This is a genomic window from Streptomyces sp. NPDC058198, assembly GCF_042882605.1.
Classification (GTDB): Bacteria; Actinomycetota; Actinomycetes; order Streptomycetales; family Streptomycetaceae; genus Streptomyces.
On the sequence record NZ_JBHVVP010000001.1, the window covers coordinates 646,563 to 659,973 of the forward strand.

General features: G+C 68.9%; 15 protein-coding genes, 1 tRNA gene and 1 pseudogene. 12 read left to right on the forward strand and 5 right to left on the reverse strand.

The window, feature by feature from the left end:
- Positions 1-23: 23 nt before the first annotated feature.
- From ACFVWW_RS02895 to ACFVWW_RS02910, 4 genes and pseudogenes are all read right to left on the reverse strand, one after another.
- Entirely contained in the window at positions 24-521 is a 498-nt protein-coding gene (locus ACFVWW_RS02895; RefSeq protein WP_384328147.1) for a hypothetical protein, read from the reverse strand.
- A 199-nt stretch (positions 522-720) separates the two neighbouring features.
- Complete coding sequence (locus ACFVWW_RS02900) at positions 721-1,410, reverse strand: Tn3 family transposase (RefSeq protein WP_384328149.1); 690 nt, start codon at positions 1,408-1,410, stop codon at positions 721-723.
- Between the two features lie 16 nt (positions 1,411-1,426).
- Positions 1,427-1,690 (reverse strand): annotated as a pseudogene (locus ACFVWW_RS02905) (transposase); the annotation flags it as partial.
- Between the two features lie 513 nt (positions 1,691-2,203).
- A complete protein-coding gene (locus tag ACFVWW_RS02910; RefSeq protein ID WP_384328152.1) occupies positions 2,204-2,371 on the reverse strand; it encodes a PQQ-binding-like beta-propeller repeat protein in 168 nt (55 codons plus the stop codon).
- A 54-nt stretch (positions 2,372-2,425) separates the two neighbouring features.
- Between ACFVWW_RS02910 and ACFVWW_RS02915 the strand changes: the two genes are divergently transcribed.
- Both ACFVWW_RS02915 and ACFVWW_RS02920 read left to right on the forward strand, forming a co-directional pair.
- On the forward strand, positions 2,426-2,770 hold the full coding sequence (locus ACFVWW_RS02915) for a hypothetical protein (RefSeq protein WP_384328155.1): 345 nt from the start codon (positions 2,426-2,428) through the stop codon (positions 2,768-2,770).
- Entirely contained in the window at positions 2,767-3,288 is a 522-nt protein-coding gene (locus tag ACFVWW_RS02920; protein ID WP_386875526.1) for a GNAT family N-acetyltransferase, read from the forward strand. The genes ACFVWW_RS02915 and ACFVWW_RS02920 overlap by 4 nt, the downstream gene beginning before the upstream one ends.
- Before the next feature lie 41 nt (positions 3,289-3,329).
- Here the strand turns inward: ACFVWW_RS02920 and ACFVWW_RS02925 are convergent, their stop codons facing one another.
- Positions 3,330-4,316 carry a Twin-arginine translocation pathway signal gene (locus tag ACFVWW_RS02925; RefSeq protein ID WP_386875528.1) on the reverse strand — a complete coding sequence of 329 codons (987 nt, stop codon included), beginning with the start codon at positions 4,314-4,316 and terminating at the stop codon, positions 3,330-3,332.
- An 819-nt stretch (positions 4,317-5,135) separates the two neighbouring features.
- Here ACFVWW_RS02925 and ACFVWW_RS02930 point away from each other — a divergent pair.
- The 10 genes from ACFVWW_RS02930 to ACFVWW_RS02975 all read left to right on the forward strand — a co-directional run bounded on the left by ACFVWW_RS02930 (position 5,136) and on the right by ACFVWW_RS02975 (position 13,302).
- Positions 5,136-5,762, forward strand: a complete 627-nt coding sequence (locus tag ACFVWW_RS02930) for an rRNA adenine N-6-methyltransferase family protein (protein ID WP_386875530.1) — start codon at positions 5,136-5,138, stop codon at positions 5,760-5,762.
- Positions 5,759-6,946 (forward strand): metallophosphoesterase, encoded by a 1,188-nt coding sequence (locus ACFVWW_RS02935; RefSeq protein WP_386875532.1) that lies wholly within the window; start codon positions 5,759-5,761, stop codon positions 6,944-6,946. The genes ACFVWW_RS02930 and ACFVWW_RS02935 overlap by 4 nt, the downstream gene beginning before the upstream one ends.
- Positions 6,946-7,764, forward strand: coding sequence for a TauD/TfdA family dioxygenase (locus tag ACFVWW_RS02940; protein WP_384328168.1), 819 nt, complete (start codon positions 6,946-6,948; stop codon positions 7,762-7,764). Before ACFVWW_RS02935 ends, ACFVWW_RS02940 begins: the two co-directional genes overlap by 1 nt.
- The gene (locus ACFVWW_RS02945; RefSeq protein ID WP_384328171.1) at positions 7,761-8,306 is read left to right on the forward strand and encodes a deoxycytidine deaminase; all 546 of its coding nucleotides are present in this window, start codon (positions 7,761-7,763) and stop codon (positions 8,304-8,306) included. Before ACFVWW_RS02940 ends, ACFVWW_RS02945 begins: the two co-directional genes overlap by 4 nt.
- Complete coding sequence (gene dcd / locus ACFVWW_RS02950) at positions 8,303-8,827, forward strand: dCTP deaminase (protein ID WP_386875534.1); 525 nt, start codon at positions 8,303-8,305, stop codon at positions 8,825-8,827. Before ACFVWW_RS02945 ends, dcd begins: the two co-directional genes overlap by 4 nt.
- Before the next feature lie 4 nt (positions 8,828-8,831).
- Positions 8,832-9,548, forward strand: coding sequence for a PIG-L deacetylase family protein (locus ACFVWW_RS02955; protein WP_386875536.1), 717 nt, complete (start codon positions 8,832-8,834; stop codon positions 9,546-9,548).
- A 3-nt stretch (positions 9,549-9,551) separates the two neighbouring features.
- Positions 9,552-10,286 (forward strand): WbqC family protein, encoded by a 735-nt coding sequence (locus ACFVWW_RS02960; RefSeq protein WP_386875538.1) that lies wholly within the window; start codon positions 9,552-9,554, stop codon positions 10,284-10,286.
- Positions 10,283-11,392 (forward strand): glycosyltransferase family 4 protein, encoded by a 1,110-nt coding sequence (locus tag ACFVWW_RS02965; protein WP_386875540.1) that lies wholly within the window; start codon positions 10,283-10,285, stop codon positions 11,390-11,392. The genes ACFVWW_RS02960 and ACFVWW_RS02965 overlap by 4 nt, the downstream gene beginning before the upstream one ends.
- Positions 11,385-13,058: a proline--tRNA ligase gene (locus ACFVWW_RS02970; RefSeq protein WP_384328185.1), complete on the forward strand. Its 1,674-nt coding sequence runs from the start codon at positions 11,385-11,387 to the stop codon at positions 13,056-13,058. The genes ACFVWW_RS02965 and ACFVWW_RS02970 overlap by 8 nt, the downstream gene beginning before the upstream one ends.
- A gap of 172 nt (positions 13,059-13,230) precedes the next feature.
- A tRNA-Thr gene (locus tag ACFVWW_RS02975) sits at positions 13,231-13,302 on the forward strand.
- Positions 13,303-13,411: the final 109 nt, after the last annotated feature.

The following is a 13,411-nucleotide window of genomic DNA, read 5'->3' on the forward strand; positions in this document are numbered from 1 at the left end:
TGCCGTGGTCTCAGTGCCGTTGCTCATGTCCTTGACGTTCCGTCCTGGTCGGATTCCTCCGCGCCGGCGAGCGCCAGCCTCGCGACCACGCTGTCCGCCAGGACCTCTGCGTCCGGCTCGGGGAGCCCGCGTCGTACCGCTTCCGCACGGACCCGGCTTCGTACGGCCGCCAACTGGTCCCGGTCGAAGTCCGGGACCTCGGGCGGGGCAATCTGGCGGCGGCCCGGCGGGCGCAGGCGCCCCAGGGCGCTGGTGGCACGGGACAGCAGGCGGCCCGTCGCGTCCGCTACCGCGGCCCGGCACGCCTCGTCAACCGCCAGCAGCACGACGGGCGTGATAAGCGCCGTGGCCTCGGAAAGGCCGAAGCCGAGAGGGTCGCCGCCCCTTCCGTCGCTCGCCTGTCGCACCCGATGTACGACGAGCCCGTAGTCCAGCCCCGCCAGATCGTCGACCAACGGGCGTTCCTCAGGGGCCCGTTGGTCCACGACGTCCCGCACCACGTCCATCACGGTCGCACGCATGCGTCCCCTCTCCCGCAGTCCCACACGGTTCCGCCGACCACTCACCTGCCACCCGCGACAGCCTTCCACTTCATCCGCACCGTCAGCAGGTGTTCAGGAAACTGAACGCTCTACCGGTGTTCCCTGTCCGGATACTCCCCGAACCCCTGATCAGACGGTTCGTGGTGGTCAGGCGGCCATCCGCAGCCGCCCGATTGCCTCACTCTCGGGCGGCTCCATGTCCAGGTGCCAGGTCCCCGAAGCGGCGGATCTTGCTGGTGATGTACGGCGTGACGGTCGCCAGGTCGACCGGGTCGACCTCCCAGCCCTCGTCGACGAGGTCGTTGACGACCTTCGTGATGTCCTGAGCGGTGTGGAAGATCAGGCAGTTCGCGAGCAGCTCGTTGAACTTGATGATCTTCTCCTGGTGCACCGGGTCGTTGTCCTGGAGGACGTCGGAGGCGAACATCAGCCAGTTGCTGAACTTGTGGAACACCTCAACCTTGTTCGTCATCGCCTGGATCGACTCCCGCAGTTCCGGTTCCGACAAGAACCGCAGGAGCACGATGGTGCGAATCACGCGCCCCAGCTCGCGGTACGCCTGGTAGACGCGGTTGCGGCGGGACTCGTTGCCCAGGCGTGGCAGCAGCGCGGCCGAGGAGAGCTTCCCCTCCCGGATGGACAGCACCACGCGCATGAGGTCCTCAAAATGGTTCTCGATCAGCCGCCAGTTGGTGACGTCCTTCTCCGGATCGCCGAACAGCGGGTCGATGTGCTGGTACTTCACCGTGGAGCTGACCCGGTAGAAGGTCAGGTCCTTCCAGTTGCGGATGCGCGGCAGCAGCTGAACACCGAGCATGTGCGCGAGCCCGAAGACAGGCAGCGACTGGCCTTGCGTATCACCGTGCACGATGTCGACGGTCCCTCAGTCCGGCCAGCGCCGTCCGCAGCCGATCGACATCGATCCGGCCGCGGTTCAGGCCGCCGTACATCGCTCCGTGCCCACGTCGATGCTCAGGCAACAGCGTCAGATCGACCACGGACTGCACCGCACCGTCCGCGCACAGCACCGCGTCCACCAACTCGAACAGTTCGTCGCGCCGAGCGGTCAGACACTCGTAGAACTCGCCCCGGAAGCGTGACGCCTCCGCGAACGCTTCCCTCCGGACAGCATCAAGCAGAAGACTCACCCTCACTGTCCCTTCTCGCGAGATCTTCCCTCTGTCTCACCTGACCTTGTTCGGTTTGCACGCCAGAGACAAGGTCAAGTGAGACACCCCAGGCCAGAGCGCTGCCGATCGACGGTCATCGCACGCAGAAACGCAGTTGGCCGACAACGTCAAGTGAGACGACGGGGCTCCAGCGTCTCATCGCACTTTGTCTCTCCGCAGGTCAGCGCGTTGCGCGGAGGCAAGATCGAACAAGAAGGGACACTCACGGCCTTCGTCTTGGTCACGTGCACCTTGGTCGGAGCACATGATCAGACGAAGGCCGCCCCCACGTCCGGCAAATCCCCAGGTGAGCGACTCAGTACGAGACGCCGTTCGAGGCCGGAAGATAAAGAACAAGCTAAGCGGGGTCGGGCCAGTGACCACGAAACCACCGCAGGTCCTGCCACTGCTCGAGCCAGCGAGCGGCTGGCCAGCAGCCGGGTACTCTCCTCGAAGATCTCCTCGGCCCGGCCCGTCGTTCCCGGCAGGGGGCTATGCCTGGTTCGCCTCGTTGGCCGCGTCCAGGGCGTACACATACTTGTCGCGGCTGACGTACACCACCTCGTCGGCGACCGCCGGCGTCGAGGAGACCTCGCCGCCGGTGTCGAGCACCCATTTCTCGGCCCCGGTCGTCGCGTTCTGGACCTCGTCTCGGCGCACAGCGACGGGGCAGCGGCCCCGCGCGATATCCAGCTCCCCTACTACGGCGCTCTTGTGCACCTGGAGGCACCGGAAATCACCGACGGCCTCCTGCACGGCCGGTGGACGACACCGACGGCGCCAGCCGACGTGTATGCCCTGGCCGGAGCACTGTGGCAAGGCTGGACCGGTACCTGGCCCGTCGACTATGCAGCCGCCGGCATCGACCCGGCTCCCGGTGCCCCCGAGGCCAAGCGCCGGGTCATCGCCGCAGGCCAGCATCTACGGCCGGTCGCCGCCCTCCCCGGGTACGGGCCCCTGCTGCGGCGTGCCCTTTCTACCGACCCCGAAGTCCGGCCGAACGCACGGCAGATGGCCGCCGAACTGCGTGCCCTGGACTGTACGGAGGTGCTCCGGTGACCGCCCCCGTGGTCAGGCTCGCCATGGCAGGCGACGCGGACGAACTGACGCGCGTGCACGTCGAGGGCGGGCTGGGCCATGTGGTGACCGACGTCTGGCGGAATACCCACCGCGCCGACCTCGCCCGCCGTCTGCTGGCTGCCGACCCGGATCTGGTGGCCGTCGTCGCCGTCGGCAGCGGCGGCGCAGGGATGGAGATCGTTTCCGCCGCAGTCGGGTTCATCCACCCCGCTCTGTGCCGCCCTGGCAGTTCTGCCGGCCGCTCCGCGCACCTAGCGAGCGTCGCCACCCTGCCTCGCTTCCGCAGGAGTGGCTACGCCACCGCTGTCACCACAGCGTTCATTACCGAAGTGCAGGCCCGCGGCTGTCCGGCCATCACCCTCACCGCGACCGACGCCGGCGCTTGCCTGTACCGCGGGTTGGGGTTCGACCCCCATCCCCGGGCCATGCGCCTGGACCTGTCACAGGCGGCGGTCCGCCAGCGCCGTCCACTACAGCCGTACGCCGTGGAGCGGTGATCAAAGTGAACCAGCAGATGGGGCCGACGGTGCCCGTTGTGTCAGGCGCTCGCGACGCCGCCGTGCGCGTCGATGGAGGGTGGCAGGGTCCGTACGCGCTCGCGCAGGTCCTCAACCCCGGCCGCGTCGCTCCCGGCGAGCGCGGATTCGAGCTGTGCGAGGCGGGCACGCGACGTGGAGCGCAGCCGCGCGGCTGGCACGCGGGCAAGAACCTCTACCGCGCGCTGCGCGGCGTCGGAAGGCTGGACGACGGCCTCGGCTTGGGCCATGACCAGGGCGGCGGCGGCCCATCCCGGGGTTCCGACAGTGGCCGCACTCAAAGACGTCTCCGCGCAGGCCATCGCACGCTCCGCTCGTCCCAAGGCGCGCTGGGCGTCCGCTTCGTGCAGAGCGTGCTCAGCGGCGTCGTACCCGAACCGCCCGGCTGCCCACCCCTGTGCGTCTGCCTCCAGCTCCCGCGTCGCGTCGGCCAGCGCGGCGTCGGCCTCCCGTTCCCGGCCCAGGGCGGCGAGGGAAGGAAGCCGTGCCCAGGCGTGCAGTTGGGCCTGCGGCAGCCCGGAGGGCGCGCAGGCCGCGCCGCGCTCGGCGTGTGCCAGAGCAACAGGGTGCTGGCCCGCGGCCCGCGCGACCATCGCTTGAGCGCCCCAGGCCCAGGCCGTCAGACGGGCATCGCCGACGCGGTCGCCGTAGGTGACGGCGGTGGCAAGGTGGACGCGCGCACCGGTGGGATCGCCGAGGTGGAAGGCGAGGTTGCCCAGCAGGGCGGAAAGCCAGCCGACGCCACGCCGCAGTTCAATCTCGATCCGCTCCGGAGTGTGGGGACTGCTGGTAAGGGCCCGCATCAACAGGCCCCGGGCCCCGTGCACTTCCATGAAGAGCGTGTGAGGCGGGTGCTTGCTGTAGCCGAGGGCGTAGTGCTCGATCGCGGCCTCGGTCAGATCCACGACTGCCGAGCTGCCCGCCGGGTCAGCGAGCAGCGCGAGGTGCAGAGAGTCCCGGACGGCCGGCAGACCGGCAGAGGTCGTCATGCTCACCATGCTTTCCCGTGCGGGAACGACGCACGCTTCAGGCCCGGAAGCACTGTATACACTCGGCTGCCCCCACTCGGCTCGATCGCGGCCGGCGGCACGGTCGAGTCCAAGCTGTTCCGGCCGGGCCCGGTAGACCATGCACAGCGCCTCTACGTACTCCGGGCTGGGCCATTCGTAGGGCCGGTGTTCCCATCGGCAGAGCATCGACTCCGACAGGCCCGGCGGCAGCAGTCCGCGGGACCGGTACAAGGCTCCGACCTGTTCGATGGTGCGGGACCGAGGCCAGCCGAGCGCCAGACGCCACGCCTCCAGCAGCCGTACCTCGGTGAGCTCAGCGCAGATCACCTCGACCGTCTGTTCGACCCCGCGACCGCTGTGCAGGCACCGTGCCCGGATCTCGGTAGCGGTCTTCTTGATAGCGGCGCGGCGCGATCGACTGACCGTAATCATTTACGCACCCCCGGCAATGAGGCTGACTGTGCGTCACGGTATCCGAGGAGCCGCCCCGAGGGGAGGGCGCTTGGGAACGGCGTTGCGTGCATTGCGAGTTGCCCGCAATGCCCGCAACCAGTGACGGCAATGACTCGGCTTCCTCCCGGCAGGACGATGTGTGGGTGCCGTGACCGTGCTGGCGCAGCGTCCCCGATCGCACGATCCGTGTACTCCACCGCCGACCGGGAAGCCCGAACCGCCGGCCTGCCGATGTGCAGCACACGATGTCTTGCCTTCACTACGACTGCTCGACCGTCCCCACAGCCGATGGGAGAGACCTCAGTGACCGCCACACCCCAGGACCTCGAAGGGACACCCCCGCGGATGACGCGACACACCCATGAGCGGGCACGCACACCGCTCTCCGGAGACGCTCTGGCCGCCGCCGACCTTCTCGCGGAGGCTGGATTCGACGTCCGTACCGATCTCGGCCAGCACTTCCTGCGGTCGAAAAACGCGGCTCACCGGCTCTTGGACTGTGCCGAACTGCCGGACCGGGGACAGGTCCTGGAGGTGGGGGCTGGGCTGGGCACGCTGTCCGGCGCGGTAGCCGAGACCGGCCGCCGGATCTGGGCGGTAGAGAAGGATGGGAGGCTGGGAGGAATCCTCCAGGACGTGCTGCGGCGCTTCGGCCCGCGGGCACGCGTCAGCATCTCGGACGTCCGTGAGGTGGACCTCGACGAGGGCCTCACCCACGGCGCTGTGCTCTTGGCGATCATGCCGTTCGACTGGGAGCTGTCGGCAGCGCTCACACGGCATGTCTTCGCTTCCACGCCGAAGGTGGAACGCGGGCTCGTGGTCGTGCCGAGCCACACGCTGGACCAGTATCAGGCGGCAGGAGAAGAAGCGGGCGGCCTTCGACTGTGCGAGGTCGACGGAATCTCCCGCTCCGAGTTCTGGCCGAAGGCACCTGAGGCGCTGCGTGTCGTGTCCATCGAGAGGCTCCGATGAACACCCCGCCGCTGATCGTCACGAACGACTTCCACTCCAGCATCCCTGGGGGTCACGCCCTGCTGGCCGCCGCGCGCGAGCACCGGGCCCGCGGTGCATGGGTGGTGGACGCCGGGGACTTCTTCGGCGGCAACGCCTTCCACGAGTTCTCCCAGGGAAGGGTGGAGGAGCGGTTCCTGGCGGACCTGTACGACGCGCTCGTGCCGGGCAACCACGACTTCGCCGATCTGATGCGACTGGAGAACCCCGACCGGTTCCCGCCGGTGGTGTGCGCGAATCTCAGGCCGCCGAAGGGGTTCTCGGGCCGTTGGGAAAGCGGCTTGCTGCTTCCGGATCGCGGGCTGAGGGTGGGCATCGTCGGGTACCTGGGCCGACAGGCGTACGAAGCCGTCCCGGACCACGAGCGTGCCGGGTTCGAGTTCGTAGATCCGTCGGCGGAGCTGATCGCGGCCGAGCGGGACCGGCTGCTGTCCGCCGGGGCCGACATCGTGATCGGCGTGAGCCACAGTGGCTTCGGCCTCGACGTCGCCGATCAGGAGAATGGCTGGCCGCTGCCGGTGGTCGTATCCGGACACTGTCACGGCCCGTGGTACCACTGGGCGTCCGCTGGCCGGCATGTCGCCAAGGCGCCGGAGACCGGCCAGGGATTCCTGCGTCTCAGCCTTGATCGCCGCGGCGTCCACCAGTTCGCCGTCGAGACTGTCTCGGCGGCATCGGGCCCGGCAGCTCCAGATGGGCTGGCGGAGGCGCTGTCCCAGTACGCGGCCTGGGGCGCCGAACGGATCGGTGCTCTTCCCGCTCCTCTCCCGGACCGCGGGGACGTCGCGCGCCTGCTGGCCCAGCGGGCGCAGGCTGCCACCGGCGCCGACGCCTTCGTCCTCAGTCTGTGGACCCTACGAGACGGGCTGCCGCAGACCGTCACCCGCCAGTCCCTCATGAACTGTGCCCCCTTCGACGCCGACCTCGTTCTCGTGGACGGCGAACGCGACATACAGGCGGTCCGCGATCAGGCGCGCCTGATCGGCGAGGAACTAGTCACATACCCCCCGTCCGCAGCTTCGACCTCTGCGTACTCGCTGGCGACCACGAGCTATCTCGCCGAACGGCTGGGCCTCGCGGCCCGGCCCGTCGTCCCGCCGCGCACGCTGCGCGGCATCCTCACCGATCTCGTTACGGAGTCCTGATGAGCGACGTGCTGGCCCTGGAAGGCCATGACCTGGTGCACGGCCCCACCGCACCGCGCGAGTTCGCGGACCGCCTCACCGGCGAAGGCGCCGGACAGTCGGTGGTCTCTTTTGAGGGCACGGACCACCGCCGCAACCTCGAACTGAGTCTCGGACTGCTGTCGGCGCTGGGCCCGGTGCTGAGCGTGTATCCGTCCGACGGCTGCTGGAGCGACCTGGAAGTGCGCACCGACGTCGACCCCGCCCGAACCCACGGGGCTGGCGAGAACCGGCTGCACGTCGACCTGGTGGACCGCGAGCTGAGCCCGCGCTACATCGCCCTGTACTGCGTCCGCGAAGACCCCCGAGGCGGGGGCGCATCAGCTCTGTCCGACCTGTGGGCCGCCGCCGGCGATCTGCCGGTCGCCGACCGGAACCTGCTGAGCAGGCCGGTCTTCTCCTACTGGACCGACGAGGGAGTGCACGGCGTTGGCGAGAGCCTCTCCCGGTTCGCTGTGCTGCCCGAGCGGATCGACGTCGGCACACCGATCCGCTTCACCAGCAAGATGCTCCCCCACCTCCGGCGAGGCGACCTCGTCGAGGCCGACAGCGACACCGCCCCTTTCATCACCGCAGCGTTCGACCGGCTGGTCGACGCCGCCTATCAGCACCGCACCACCGTCCGGCTGGCGCCGGGCCAACTGCTCGTTTTCGACCAGTGGCGCTACGCGCACGGTCGGATGCCGCTCGGGCAGGGGCAGGAAGCGGTGCCTGCCGGACAGCGGCGCCTACTCAAGCAGAGCTACGTGGGCCACGTGGGCACTGGCGGCGGTCTGTGATCCTCACCGGTTCCGCCATCCAACAGGCCGTTGCCCGCGGGGACATCACCATCGATCCGTTCGATCCGGACCTGGTCAATCCCAACAGCTACAACTACTGCCTCGGTGACGTGCTGAAGGTCACCGTCGGCACTCCAGCCGACCCCCGCAGGGAGACAGAGCTGGAGACCATCCGCATCCCGAACAGCGGGTACGAGCTGCGGCCTCGCACGGTCTACCTCGGCGCCACGGTTGAGCGGATCGGCAGCCCCCGCTACGTACCGACCCTGATCGGCCGGTCCTCGCTCGGGCGCCTCGGCTGCTTTCTGCAGATCTCCGCCGACCTCGGACAACTCGGGGCCGTCCACCAGTGGACTTTGGAGATCGTCGTCGTCCAGCCCCTCACTATCTATCCCGGGATGCGTGTGGGCCAGGTGTCCTTCTGGGACAGGGTCGGCGCCCCGATGCCCTACCTCGGCCATTACGGCATGCTCAGCGACCCGTCCCCCTGCTCCCCACGGGCCCTGGCCGGCGCTCCGGTACGAGAGGAGGCCGCAGCGTGATTCTCACCGGGCCCGAGATTCATACGCGGGTCAAGAACGGGGAGATCGAGATCTCCCCGTTCGCTCCTGCCCTCCTGAGCCCCAACAGCTACGACTTCCACCTCGGCGACACCATCGGCTGGTACTCGAACGAGAGCCTCGACTGCGCCCGGGAGAACCCGTTCGAATCGCACACGATCCCACCCGACGGCATGGTCCTCGCCCCGGACCGGATCTACCTCGCCGCCACCGCGGAGCGCATCGGCAGCGACCACTTCGTGCCGATCATCCGCGCCCGCTCCTCCGTGGCCAGGCTCGGACTGTTCGTCCACGTCACCGCCGACTTGATCGACATCGGCTCGCACAACCACCTCACACTGCAACTGCACGCGGTGCAGCCCGTGAGGATCTACCCGAACTTGAGGATCGGGCAGGTCACATTCTGGACGGTCGAAGGCGACATCGTTCTGTACGACGGCAAGTACCAGGGCGCCGACCAGGCGATGCCCTCCCAGATCCACCGCGACTTCAAGAGGCGGTGACCCAGTGCCTCCCACGAAGGACTCGACCGCCACGGAACGTGTGGTGGCGGTGGTGGCCCACCCCGACGACGCCGAATTGCTGGCCTACGGCACCCTGCGGCGCTACCGCCAGCTCGGCGCCGACGTCAGCGTGCTGATGGCGACTCACGGTGCCAACGGTGTCTCGCTCACCGACGTGGCCCGCGGAGTGCGCCTCAACGGGGACCAGCGCGTACGCGAGGCCGAAGCGGCTTGGGACGGCGCGGGTGTCAAGGTGACCTGTCTCGGCCTCGCCGACGGGGCACTGCACGCCGACCGGATCCTGATCTCGGCCATCGAGAGCGAGCTCGTACGCCTGCGCTGCACCACCGTGATCACCCACAGCCCGCACGCGGACAACGACCACCAGGACCACCGCGCGCTCGCGGCGGCCACCGCCAACGCCGTCACCCGTGTGCCGTCCTGCCGCACCGTGCTGTACGGCGAACCGCATGCCCCGCGCAGCGCCTTCGCCCCGAGCGTCCTCGTCGACATCACGGCCTTCCTGGACGACAAGGTCAAGGCGCTGGCCCGTCACGAGTCGCAACGAGGCCGCTGGTATCTGGGCGAGACCTACACCCGCCAGCGCGCGGCGGCGGCCGGATGGCGGCTGCGGCCCTCGGACACCGCGGCGGGCCGTGTCTTCGAGGCGTTCGAAACGCCCCTGCTCACCCTGCTGCACCCCGTGCCTGAACAGGAGTAGCCCGTGATCTACATCGAACAGCCACCGTTCATGCCGTGGCTCGGTTTCTGCGAAGCGCTGATCGCCTGCACCAGCGTCGCGTTGTACGACAACGTGCAGTTCACGCAGGGCGGATGGCAGAACCGCAACCGGATCAAAACCGCCAACGGCTCCGTCTGGCTCACCGTCCCGGTGGTCCGTGCCACAGGGCAACTCATCCGTGACACGCGGATCGCCGACGGCTTCGACGCACCAAGCATGGTCAAAACGCTGCGCCTGGCGTACGGACGCTGCCCGTACACCGACGAAGCGCTCCAGGTCATCGAGCCGGCGCTGTCCACTGGCCACCGGTGGCTGGCCGACCTGACCACCGACCTCGTGACACAGATCGCTCTCGCGCTCGGCTCCCGCACCTCCCTGCTCCTCACCTCCCAAATGCCCTCGACCGCCGCCGACGGCAAGACCGAGCGGCTCGCACACATCTGCTCCGCAGCCGGCGAGCGCGAGCTGTGGGCCGGTTCGGGCACGCGGCAGTACCTCGACACCGTAGCGCTCGCCGAACACAAGATCACCGTCGCTTGGAACGAGTTCACCGGCCGGCACCCGCGCTACGCCCAAGCCTGGCCGAAGCAGGGCTTCGAACCGGGCCTGTCGGTCATCGACGCCGCCTGCGCGATCGGCTGGGCCGGGGTGTCGGCCATGCTCCGCGCCGGCCTGAGCACCTACCGCCCCGAGACACCCCCGGGAGCAGCCCGATGACCCGACCGCTCATCATGACCGGCGTCGACCTGCCCCTGGAGCCTTCCTGTGGCTCCACCATCTGGTGCAGTGACGTGTACCGGCAGCTCGCCCCCGACTTCCGCACCACGTTCTTGGCCCTGCCCGGATCCGGTGTGTGGCAGCACTCCTTCGAGGAAACCATCGACCTCGCCGCAGCGAAGCAGCCGTACGGCCCGCGCTTTACCCGGTACACCGAGGAGCTGACCGAGGAGGTCGAGCGGCTACTGCGCCACCGTCGCCCCGACCTCATCCACGCCCAGCACCTGGGCTTCGGGCTCTCGCTCGCCTTCGCCCGAGCCAAGGGCAATACCCCCCTCATCTCCATCGCCCACGGCACCGACGTGATTGCCGCCGCCGAGAACGACCAGGCACGCAACGCGCTGATCGAGATCGTGGCGGCCAGTACGGCCGTCGCCGTACCGAACGCCGCCATGGCGGACCAGGTGAACACCCTCACCCGGGGGAAGTTCACCGACCGCCTGATCACCGTCCCCTGGGGTATCCCCTTACCGGACCACCCCACCGTCCAGCCCACCAACAGGCGCCGGCTGCAGCTGCTGCATGCCGGGCGCCTCGACGCGAACAAGTCCACGACCACCGCGATCGAAGCCATGACCCGTACCGCCGGCGAACATCACCTCACCGTCATCGGCAACGGCAACGAACTGCCCAGCCTCACAGCCCTCGTCGACGACCTCGGCCTCACTGACCGCGTCCGGTTCGATCCGTTCATGCCCCGCGAGCAGCTGTGGGAGCGCTTCGCCGACTTCGACGCGTTCCTCTTCACCACCAAGCAGTTGGAGGCGTTCGGCCTGGTCGCCGTCGAAGCCCAGGCCCACGGACTCCCGGTCGTCTACGGCGACCTGCCCGGCCTGCGCCACACCCTTGGCGCGGGGGCCCTGGCCTATCAGCCGGGCGACGCCGCCGGCCTGGCCGCGTGCATCGACCAGCTCGCCGACGACCCCGGCCTCCGCCGCACCCTGAGCAGCGCCGCAGCGACCAGCGCCCGCCGCCACGACATCACCACGACCACCGCACACCTGCGCAACCTGTCGAAGACCGTGCTGGGAGCTACGCATGTCTGACACCCCGCTGTACGCCAGCCACCTGTGGCCCCCCGTACGCCGCCGCGCCGCCGATGCGAACGCCCCCACCATGGACCTGCTGGAATCCCTCGGCTACGTCGCCAAAACCGACGCCACCGGCGTGTTCACCCTGCTCCCGCTGGGGTTGCGCGTCCATGACCGGCTCACCCGGGTCGCCCGGAGAGCATTCGAGGAACGCGGCGCGAACACCGTCACCTTCCCCACCCTGCAAAGCCGCACGCTGTGGGAGCAGTCCAGCCGCTGGGCCGCCTACCAGGCCGAGGGCGCGCTGCTGACGGTGACGAGCAGGAGCGGCGAACAGATGTGTCTCGCCCCGACCTCCGAGGAGATCGCGGCCGCCACCGTGCGCGACCACCTGCGCTCCCACCGCGATCTCCCGGTCCGCCTGTTCCTCAGCACCTCCAAGTACCGCGACGAGATCGCTCCGCGCGGCGGGCTGATGCGCGGCCGCGAGTTCACCATGGCCGACGCCTACACCTTCGACACCACCCCCGAGGGAATGCGCACCTCGGTCAACCTCCTCAACGACGCCTGCCGCGCTGCTCTGCTGGGGATGGGCTTGACCGGCGTCTTCCAGGCCACAGCCGACGGCGGCAGCATCTCGGCAGGCCCAAGCACCGAGCACCTGATCCTCGGCGACACCGGGCAGAGCACGATCCTGGTCTGCGACCACTGCGGCCACCGAGGCGACACTGCCGTCCTACGGGCCCACCCCGCCCCGCAGAACGACCCCGTCGTCAACGTCATCGTCTTCGCGCTCACCCGCCACGACGGCTCGATCGCACCGGCAGCCGTGGCGATCCGCTCCGACCTCCAGGTCAGTCCCCGCAAACTCGCCGCCGCCACCGGCGCCGCCCGCGTCGACCTCCTGGACCCAGCCCAACTTCCCGAGCTGTTCGGCAAGGAGGCCGGCACCCTCACCCCCTGGGACTGCACCGGAACGACCACCCTCTTCGACACCTCCGTCGCCCACCTGGACAAGTTCTCCATCGCCGACGGCGCCACCGGCCTGCGCCGCAACGCCGCCTGGTCGGGGGCCGCCGGTCTGGAGGCCCTCTCGCCCACCGCCGACGACCTCCACCGAGCCGCTCAGGGCATGAGGTGCGGCCACTGCGAGGAAGGGCACTACCGCGAAGCCCGCGCCATTGAACTCGCCCACGTCTTCGAGCTCGGCACCCAGTACGCCGCCCCGATGAACCTGTCCTTCACCGACGAGCACGGCACTGCGCGCACCCCGTACATGGCCTGCTCCGGCATCGGCATCACCCGCTGCCTGCAGACCCTCGCCGACCTCCAACGCGACAAGGACGGGCTCCGGTGGAAGGCGGGAACCGGGCCCGCCGACCTCCATATTGTCGTCCTGCGCCCTGATCTGCCCGCCATGCGCGAGCGCACCGACCACGTCGTACGACACCTGCGAGACCGCGGAGCAGCTCTGTTCGTCGACGACCGGCCCGAGACGGCCGGCGAAAAGTTCCGCTACGCCAACCTGCTCGGCATCCCGCACACCCTGGTCCTCTCCCCCCAGCAGGAAGAGGACGAGGTCGAGTTCATCGACCGGTGGACGTCCCGGACGCGCCGAACGCCAATCAGCCAGATCCCGGACACTCGGAGCCTGCGCCAACCCATCCGCATTCCCGTCTGAACCCACCTCAAGTCGCCGCTTGGCATTTATCGTCCGGCGTCAGAATTCGCCTGCCGAAAACCAAGATAAAGCCAGATCAGAAAGCGCAGAAATAGGTGAGCAACATTTGCCGCCAATAATGAGTGCGGCGTTGACGGACCTTCTTCCCTGCCTCTAGCCTCGGAACCATCAACGGGCCGTAGCTCAAAGGTAGGAGCACGGCATAAGTGTTGCCGAGGAGCTGGTTCGAATCCAGCCGGCCCGACGAAGTCACCGCCAGCCAGCGCTGCTCAGGCGACCAGCCCACGAGGCCGGTCGTCGCTGGATACCAAGACATGGGCGTGCCCTTCAATGAAACGCGACCACGCGAGCCA

Bases quoted from the DNA above. Each gene is read 5' to 3' on its own strand.
- ACFVWW_RS02925 (WP_386875528.1), bottom strand. From the start codon at position 4,316: ATGACGACCTCTGCCGGTCTGCCGGCCGTCCGGGACTCTCTGCACCTC.
- ACFVWW_RS02930 (WP_386875530.1), top strand. From the start codon at position 5,136: ATGACGCGACACACCCATGAGCGGGCACGCACACCGCTCTCCGGAGAC.
- ACFVWW_RS02895 (WP_384328147.1), bottom strand. From the start codon at position 521: ATGCGTGCGACCGTGATGGACGTGGTGCGGGACGTCGTGGACCAACGG.
- ACFVWW_RS02965 (WP_386875540.1), top strand. From the start codon at position 10,283: ATGACCCGACCGCTCATCATGACCGGCGTCGACCTGCCCCTGGAGCCT.
- ACFVWW_RS02940 (WP_384328168.1), top strand. From the start codon at position 6,946: ATGAGCGACGTGCTGGCCCTGGAAGGCCATGACCTGGTGCACGGCCCC.
- ACFVWW_RS02970 (WP_384328185.1), top strand. From the start codon at position 11,385: ATGTCTGACACCCCGCTGTACGCCAGCCACCTGTGGCCCCCCGTACGC.
- ACFVWW_RS02935 (WP_386875532.1), top strand. From the start codon at position 5,759: ATGAACACCCCGCCGCTGATCGTCACGAACGACTTCCACTCCAGCATC.